The sequence below is a fragment of the uncultured Chitinophaga sp. genome (assembly GCF_937874145.1).
Taxonomy (GTDB): Bacteria; Bacteroidota; Bacteroidia; order Chitinophagales; family Chitinophagaceae; genus Chitinophaga.
The window spans coordinates 1-8,339 of sequence record NZ_CALNBI010000324.1 but is presented as its reverse complement, the minus strand read 5'-3'; the positions used below and the strand labels follow the sequence as shown (position 1 = coordinate 8,339).

Annotated in this window: 8 protein-coding genes and 1 pseudogene; 3 read left to right on the top strand and 6 right to left on the bottom strand. The window is 53.9% G+C overall.

Going from position 1 to position 8,339, the window contains the following annotated elements:
* A partial coding sequence (locus Q0510_RS15695; RefSeq protein WP_298713774.1) for an asparaginase domain-containing protein occupies positions 1-266 on the bottom strand: 266 nt, incomplete at its 3' end.
* Between the two features lie 13 nt (positions 267-279).
* The gene (gene aspA, locus Q0510_RS15690; RefSeq protein WP_298713772.1) at positions 280-1,686 is read right to left on the bottom strand and encodes an aspartate ammonia-lyase; all 1,407 of its coding nucleotides are present in this window, start codon (positions 1,684-1,686) and stop codon (positions 280-282) included.
* A gap of 135 nt (positions 1,687-1,821) precedes the next feature.
* Here aspA and Q0510_RS15685 point away from each other — a divergent pair, with 135 nt between their 5' ends.
* Both Q0510_RS15685 and Q0510_RS15680 read left to right on the top strand, forming a co-directional pair.
* Entirely contained in the window at positions 1,822-3,135 is a 1,314-nt protein-coding gene (locus Q0510_RS15685) for an APC family permease (RefSeq protein ID WP_298713769.1), read from the top strand.
* Positions 3,132-3,767, top strand: a complete 636-nt coding sequence (locus Q0510_RS15680; RefSeq protein WP_298713766.1) for a MarC family protein — start codon at positions 3,132-3,134, stop codon at positions 3,765-3,767. The genes Q0510_RS15685 and Q0510_RS15680 overlap by 4 nt, the downstream gene beginning before the upstream one ends.
* 3 nt (positions 3,768-3,770) lie before the next feature.
* Here the strand turns inward: Q0510_RS15680 and Q0510_RS15675 are convergent, their stop codons facing one another.
* Positions 3,771-4,253: a hypothetical protein gene (locus Q0510_RS15675; protein ID WP_298713763.1), complete on the bottom strand. Its 483-nt coding sequence runs from the start codon at positions 4,251-4,253 to the stop codon at positions 3,771-3,773.
* Between the two features lie 520 nt (positions 4,254-4,773).
* Here Q0510_RS15675 and Q0510_RS15670 point away from each other — a divergent pair.
* Positions 4,774-5,160: an acyl-CoA thioesterase gene (locus Q0510_RS15670; RefSeq protein ID WP_298713760.1), complete on the top strand. Its 387-nt coding sequence runs from the start codon at positions 4,774-4,776 to the stop codon at positions 5,158-5,160.
* Here Q0510_RS15670 and Q0510_RS15665 read toward each other — a convergent pair.
* The 3 genes and pseudogenes from Q0510_RS15665 to Q0510_RS15655 all read right to left on the bottom strand — a co-directional run.
* Positions 5,157-6,614, bottom strand: a complete 1,458-nt coding sequence (locus Q0510_RS15665; RefSeq protein WP_298713757.1) for a serine hydrolase — start codon at positions 6,612-6,614, stop codon at positions 5,157-5,159. The two genes, Q0510_RS15670 and Q0510_RS15665, sit on opposite strands and share 4 nt — an antisense overlap.
* A 211-nt stretch (positions 6,615-6,825) precedes the next feature.
* Positions 6,826-7,329: a histidine phosphatase family protein gene (locus Q0510_RS15660; protein WP_298713754.1), complete on the bottom strand. Its 504-nt coding sequence runs from the start codon at positions 7,327-7,329 to the stop codon at positions 6,826-6,828.
* Between the two features lie 182 nt (positions 7,330-7,511).
* Positions 7,512-8,339: pseudogene (locus Q0510_RS15655) on the bottom strand (amidophosphoribosyltransferase); the annotation flags it as partial.

Below are 8,339 nucleotides of genomic sequence, written 5' to 3'. Positions count from 1 at the left end.
CTGTCGTGCATGGCCTGGCTGCCTACGCTGGCGATTTGCTCGCCGCGCAGGTTGGCGATCTTCCGGGCTTCGGGCACGGCGTTCAGCAGGTCGTCGATAGGGAGCTTCCCGGCCGTATACGCCGTTCCCACGCTGGATTCCCCTGCCCCGGCAATCGTTCCGCCCGTTGCGAGTATCACCACATTAGGCAGATTGGGGTTTTGACCGCGGGCAGGGCGCAGCATCCAGCAGGTGCTTGCCAGCAATAACAGAAACAGATTTTTCATAAGCATAATTGCGTTAGCTGTTAATGAATTTGGGGCGGATCATATTCTCGAACGTAAATATCTCATCCCATTTCTCCTGCGTAACCAGTTTCTTTTCCTTCACGGCGATGTCGTGTACTGATTTGCCCGTTTCCAGCGCCTCCCGCGCGATCGCTGCCGAGGGCTCGTAACCGATGATGGGGTTGAGTTGCGTCACGATGCCGATGCTTTGCATCACCATCTCCTGCGTATGCTTCGCGTTCGCCGTGATGCCATCTACGCATTTCTCGCGGAGCGTGTGGATGGCATTCGTCATATAAGTAATCGAAGTAAACAACGAAAAAGCGATCACCGGCTCCATTACGTTCAGCTGCAACTGCCCGGCTTCCGCGGCAAGCGTGAGGGTAAGGTCTGCGCCGATCACGTAGAACGCCGTCTGGTTCACGACTTCAGGGATCACGGGATTTACTTTGCCCGGCATGATGGAAGAACCCGGCTGCATAGGCGGCAGGTTGATTTCGTTGAGGCCGCAGCGCGGGCCGGAAGACAGCAGCCGCAAATCGTTGCAGATCTTCGAAACCTTTACCGCCGTGCGTTTCAGTACACCCGACAACTGCACGTAAGCGCCGGTGTCCACCGTGGCTTCGATGAGGTCGCTGGCCAGCACCAGCGGCAGGCCGGTGATTTTGGCGAGATGTTTCGTCACCAGTTCCGCATAACCTTCAGGCGCGTTCACGCCGGTCCCGATGGCGGTGGCGCCCATGTTGATCTCTGAAATGAGGCGCTTGCTTTCTTCCACGCGCGCCAGCTCTTCGCGGATGGTGGTCGCGAACGCCTTGAACTCGTCGCCCATACTCATGGGCACGGCGTCCTGCAGTTGCGTGCGCCCCATCTTGAGCACCTGCTTGAATTCGTCGCCTTTCTTGTCGAACGATTCGGCGAGCGCGGCCAGGCTTTGTTTGTAGGACGAGAGTTTATTGATCAGCGCGATGCGGAACGCGGTGGGGTATGCGTCGTTGGTGGATTGCGAGCAGTTTACATGGTTATTGGGATGGCAGAAATCGTATTCGCCTTTCTTCTTGCCCATCAGTTCCAGCGCTACGTTGGCGATCACTTCGTTGGCGTTCATGTTCACGCTGGTGCCGGCGCCGCCCTGGATAAGGTCCGTAATGAACTGGGAATCGTATTCCCCGGCGATCACCTTGTCGCTGGCTTTGCCGATGTACTCGGCGATGTTCTTATCGAGCGCGCCCAGTTCGGCGTTCGCCATGGCGGCGCCTTTCTTCACATATGCCAGCGCCTGGACGAACAGCGGCTCCGTATTCAGCGGGATGCCGGTGATGTGAAAGTTCTCGATCGCCCGGAGGGTTTGAATGCCATAATACACGTCTGCCGGGATCTCGCGTTCGCCCAGAAAGTCATGTTCTTTACGTTGTGCCATAAACAAGGGATTATAAGTGTTGTGCAAAAATCATTTTCATTAAAACAGTGCTGCGGCGGAGTTTGTTTAAGTGCGGAGAATGAACAATTTCGGGCATTCCGCATTACATAGGTACATCCACATTAAACAGTACGCATGAGCAAGAAGGGCAACCTCTCCCTCTCCGCCGCCATATCCATGGGAATCGGCGCCATGATCGGCGCGGGCATTTTTGCCTTACTGGGGCAAACCGGCGCTATCGTAGGTTCAGCCACCTGGCTGTCGTTCCTCATCGCCGGCGGGATCACGGTCCTCTGCGGGTATTCCTTCGCACGGCTGGGCGCGCGGTACCCTTCCAACGGCGGGGTGCTCGAATACCTGGTGCAGGCGTACGGGGTGAACCTGTACTCCGGCGGCATGGGGATCTTCTATTACGTTAGCATGATCGTACTTTCCGCTGTAGTGGCAAAATCCTTCGGCGCATATGCCGCCGTGCTTATGGGCCGGGGCGGACAGGAATGGGCGCAGAACCTCACCGCCGCGGGCATCGTGGCCGCGCTGGTGGTGCTCAATTTCATCAGTATCTCGGCGTTCGCGAGGGTCGAGAAAATCTTCGTCGCCATCAAGCTCACCGTTCTCTTCGGCTTCGCCATCCTCGGCTTTTACACCATCCGGCCTCAAAACCTCGCCTTCCCCGACACGCTGACCGGCGGCAGCATCCTCAGCAGCGTAGCCGTCACGTTTTTCGCCTACACCGGTTTCAACGTGATCAACGGCGCTGTGGAACATATCGAAAACCCCGCGAAAACGCTCCCCAAAGCTATTATGACCACCATCCTGCTGGTCACATGCGTGTACATCGTGCTGGCCGTGGTGGTATTCGGCAACCTGAGCGCCGGGCAAGTAATCGCCGCCAAAGAAACCGCCCTGGCCGAAGCGGCGCGACCCATGCTGGGGAACACCGGGTTCGTCATCGTGTCCGTGGCCGCGCTGGTTTCGAGCATCACCGCCATCAACGCCAATTTATTTTCTACGGGCAACAACGCATACGTCATGGCGGCATACGGCACCCTTCCAAAAACATTCGAGAAACATCTCTGGGGCCGCGGCACCGAGGGACTTGCCATCACCGGCGTCTGCATCATCGCACTGATCATGCTGTTCGACCTCTCCGTGATCGCATCCCTGGGCGGCATGGCCATGCTGCTGTGCTACAGTGCCGTCAACATCGGCCACCTGCGCGTGCTCCACGAAACAAAAGCCACGCCCTGGATCGCATGGCTCGCGGCGGTTGTTAGCTGCGGAACGGTGTTGCTGGTAATTATCGTAGACGCGATGAGCGCACCCCGCCAGCTGCTGGTAACCGGCATCTTCCTCGTATTTTCCTTCGTGGCGGAGTGGATCATCCGGAAAACCACCGGCCGGAAAATCAAACCCAACATCCTCCAACCTAAAAAAGATGTAACATGACGGGCAGCTATCTCGGCTTCGCGACAGCCGTGTTCATGGGGTTCTTCTCCATCGTCAACCCCATCGCCAACGTCCCGGTTTTCCTCGATCTTACCGATTACATGACGCCGGCGCAGCGCAGGCAGATCGCGTTCAAATCCGTGACGATTGCATTTATCCTGATCGTGGTGTTCAGCATCGCCGGTAATTACATCCTCCACCTCTTCAACATCTCCCTGCCTGCGCTCCGCATCACGGGCGGCGTGCTGCTTTTTGTGGTAGGATACCGCATGATCCTGGCCGACAAGCCCCACGCCGAAAAACGCATCGATACCAAAGAAGGCGATCCCGGCATTTCGGTGGCCGTTACCCCGCTGGCCATGCCGCTCATGGCCGGCCCCGGCACCATCACCACGGCCATGAACTACGCCGCTTCGGCCGATAAATGGCATACCGTCATCGTGATCCTCGTGTACGGCGTCCTGTGCTACATCGCATACCTGCTCTTCTTGTCAGGCGGGCATATCGTGCGGATTCTGGGGAATAATACCATGACGGTGATCACTAAGATGATGGGGCTCATTCTGGCGGTGCTGGGGGTGCAGATGTTGTTGGAAGGAATTAATGAAGGCATCAGGATCGGGCATCCCTGATCGTCACTGGTAGTTTTGCGCGGCGCGGCTTTGCTGCTGCACCTGTTCCTGGCGGATTTTTTCACGTTCCTCCTGCCGGTCTTCTACCTGGCGGTATTTGAAGTAAAAATAGATGGCGATGAACAGGCAGGCTTTAAACAAAAGGAACGACGCGATGAAGATCCATTTCCAGACACGATGTACCGTGATGTAATCGTTCTGGTTGGGCGCCATATTGATGAAGGTGTAATTCGGCTTCCTGGGCTCCTGCTCCTTGGTATCCGCCCAGTCGAGCGGTTGCAGCGTACGGGCGCGGAGCGTGGCAGGCGGCAAAACGGCTTCCTCTATGAAGAGTTTGTGAAACTTCAGCTCCACCTCTTCAAATTCCGTTTCCAGTTCCGGGTACTCGCGCAATAACTCCTTCATCTCCGATTTCTCTTCAGGAGACGAAAGCCCGAGTACGAAACTTTCAACGTAACCATCTTTTATATATTCCCTAATATCCATTTCCAGGAATAGATTAGAATTCTTTTTGCCGGAGAGATTTCATCTCATGTCACATATGTACGTCAAAACAGTCCTCACGGATCGTTTACATCAAACCAAAAACATCGGTAGGGACTACTTTGTTTGTACGGAAACCTACTAAATTTAAAAATCCACTTGTTTCAATAGGGCGATTGCATCTTACCAGTTAATCCACCGTCACAACTTCCGACGGTTTTCATCAATCGTAGACAACGAAAATAAGGGAAAATCAGGGTAAGTCGTTCAACCTGTGCCATTTTACCATTTTCGTGTCAAACTTGAATTAACGACTAGGGTTAAAATTATCTATTTTAAAGTTAAAATAGCATCTAAATCAGCAAAAAACACCATCGCAAATTCAGGTAATGCGTTGATGTACAAAAGGTTAAAATAAAATCGCAGGCAATTTTGGCAATCTTTCACCTTTCGGGGTAAATTCCTGCCATCGCGTATCCAGGCCAATTACGGCGCATTGGTGCAGCATTTTGTAATTTGTGGGATGACGCAAGAAGAAAAAATCCAACGATCGGAAACGCGCATTTTCAAAGCAGTGTTCCCGAATACAACGAACCATTACGATACCCTTTTCGGCGGCACCGCCATGCAACTGATGGACGAAGTGGCTTTCATCGCCGCCACCCGTTACGCGCGCAAACGCATGGTTACCGTATCTTCCGACAAAATTGACTTTAAGAAACCCATTCCCGCCGGTACCATCGTGGAATTGATCGGCCGGGTGTCGCATACGGGCAACACCAGCCTGCAGGTGCTGGTGGAAATTTTCGTGGAAGAGATGTATTCCGAAGAAAGATACCGCGCGATCAGCGGCACTTTCACCTTCGTAGCGATCGATGAGTACAAGCGCCCCGTACCCCTGGAAGCCTAATCCACCTTGCGGAACACGTAAGGCGTATTCTCCACGAACCCGGATACCCGCGTGGTCACCGTGGTCACCTTGCCGTTCTCCGCCGTGAAAAGCGTTTCCTTGATGCCGTAGATCGAATTATTATAGAAACATATGAATTTATCCGCCTTCCAGGGAAGGAGCTCGCCCACCAGGTTCCGGTGGTGCTCAAAGCGCATCATCAGCGTATCCTTCTCCAGCCGGATGTTCATTTTGCCGTAGAGCGGATGTTCGTAATTTCCCGTAAAAGCCCGTAAAGGCACGCCCATCGCAGGTTTGGCCGCTATCTCCTCCTTGATTTTCACCAACGACTGTTGTATCTGCGCCTGCTCCGCATCATACTCGCCGAACGAAGCACGGGTGTAATTGCGGAAAGGTAGCTGAAGGTATGCGTCCGTCAGTTCGGCGGTGAGATCGTTGTAGAAATTGTTGCTGTCGGTATTGGTGAGCACGATAATGCCGAGGTTTTCTTCCGGAACGAGCCTTACCGCCGTCACGAAACCATTGACGCCCCCGGTGTGCTCCACGAGCAGGCGCCCGTCGTAAGACGAGGTGAACCAGCCAAGGCCGTAAAGGTTGAATTGTTTCCGGTTGAAAGGCGCGCCGCCTTCACCGAGGCTCGCATGCGGCAGCCGCGTTTCCGCGATGGCGTCCGGGGAGATGACCTCCTTTCCTTCGTATTGCCCGTTGGCCAGGAGGGCTTTCACCCAATGCGTCATATCCGCCACCGAAGAACCAATGCTCCCCGCCGGAGCCATGTTGTCGATATTGCCGTAGGGGACTTTTTTCAACTCCCCGAGAAAAACGGTGTGCGCCGCCGCGATGTTCTTCGCCGCCAATATTTCTTTCGACAGGGCGAAGGTGTTGCGCATGTCTAATGGAACGAAGAATTTCTCCTTCAGGTATTCCGCCCAGGTTTTACCCGATGCTTTCGGGATGATTTCGCCCGCCGCGAGGAAGGCGGCGTTGCAATAGCCCCAGGTGGTGCGGAAACCGAACGCCGGCTCCATCAAGCCCAGCTTATCCAGGATCATCGAGGAGCTCATGTCCGAATCGAAAAACATGAAATCCCCCTGGAAAGTATGAAACCCCAACCTGTGGCTCAGCAAGTCGCGGATGATCGCATGCTCCGCCATCCAGGGGTCGCGCAGTTTGAAACCCGGGAGGTGTTTTCGCACGGGATCGTCGAGCTGCAGCTTCCCTTCCGCCTGTAGCTGCGCCAGCGCCGTCGCCGTAAACGCCTTGGTATTCGACCCGATCATGAACACCGTATTCGTATCCTTCACCACTGCCACCGCAACGCCGGGAATCTGCCATTCCTCAATGGCTTTAATTATGTAATTGTCGAGGCTGTCGCCCACAAAAGTGACCGCCCGCTGCTGGGCATTTACCTGCAGGAAAGCCACCGCCAGGACCAGGGATAAAAGTTTCTTCATGTACGTTAGTTTTTCAGGGAGCACTGCAATGCTGTCACACAGTAAAGCAATTTACATATGTAGCAGGCAACAAATCACCGGATTTTGATTTATTCGCCTGATTACACAAATTCATTTTTACCGGTTTTGTACCCATAAGAAGATCCAAACCGGGCGTTGATACAAAATAAGAAAAAAAGATGCGTCAGTTTTTCAGGAGACGGATCGGGGTTTACACAGCTTCCTCGCTTTTGGGATAGTCGAAAAAGAGGAACTTTTTGTCGGCCCGGTCGAAATCTTCCCACTTTTCAGTGTTGGCGGAGATGGCAAAAACTCCTGCCGTGGGAACGTTGTCGATACGGATTTCTTCGGTAAGATAATTTGCGAAATCTGTGATGCCGGGGTTGTGGGCGAAAATGGCGACGGTACTGAAATCGTCGTCGATGCGGGTGATGACTTTCAAAAAAGTGGAGGCATAGCAGAGGTACAGCTCCTCTTCGAGCAGGATGGCCTCGCGTGGGTAATTCCATTCTTTGGCCATGATGCGGGCAGTGGAGCGGGCCCGTTTGGCAGGACTGGAAATCACCAGCTCGGGCGACAACCCGCGGCCCAACAGCCTCACCGCCATTTCTGGCGCGTTCTGCTTGCCGCGTTTGTTCAGGGGCCGGTCGAAATCGTCCATGTCCGGGTCGTTCCAGCTGGATTTCGCGTGACGGATCAATAACAATGTTTTCATAGACATTGTAAGTAATTGACTACAAACACTTATCCTAAAATACGTGTTTTTGGCACAAAACACGCCATTTAAAGGAAATTTAACACTGTCCCCCACCGAAAAGGATACACGAAGCCCTGAAAATCAACGGGCCGGAATGCATTTCGCACTCCGGCCCGTCGGGAATATTGTGAAGGGAAATATTAATATCCCCTTTCGTTCTTGCCTTCCATATAGTTCATGAAAGCCTTGTTCACTACACGGTTACCGCCGGGAGTGGGGTAATCGCCGGTGAAGTACCAGTCGCCCAGGTTGCTGGGGCAGCTCGCATGCAGGCTTTCAATGTTCTGGTAAATCACTTCTACTTTCGCTTCGATACCGGGCGGAGTGATGATCTCTGCGATTTTAGCGGAAATCTGCTCCGGCGTAAAAGGTTTGTAAACATTCTTCACCACGTTCTGCGCGTTCAGGGTGTTGGTGCGCTCGAGCTCTTTGGCCAGGCCATAAGCTTCCTGCAGGATATACTCCTTGCCCTGTTCGCGGATCAGCGCGATCGCCGCCTGGAAGGCCACGAACTCGCCCATCTTGCTCATATCGATTCCGTAGCAGTCCGGGTAGCGGATTTGCGGGGCGGACGACATGACGATGATGCGCTTGGGACCGAGGCGGTCGAGCATTTTGATGATGCTTTCGCGAAGGGTGGTGCCCCGAACGATGGAGTCGTCGATCACCACCAGCGTGTCTGTACCGGGGCGTACGGTTCCGTAAGTGATATCGTATACGTGCTGCACCATCTCGTTACGGCTGGAATCTTCGGTGATGAAAGTCCTCATCTTCACGTCCTTGATGGCGATCTTGTCGATCCGCACGCGGCGGTTGATCATTTCATTCAGCTTCTCTTCGTCGAAATCTTTGCCCCAGCTCATGATCCTTTCCACCTTAATGCGGTTGAGGTAGTCTTCCAGCCCTTTGATCAGGCCGTAGAACGCAACTTCCGCTGTATTTGGGATGAAGGAAAACACGGTATGGTC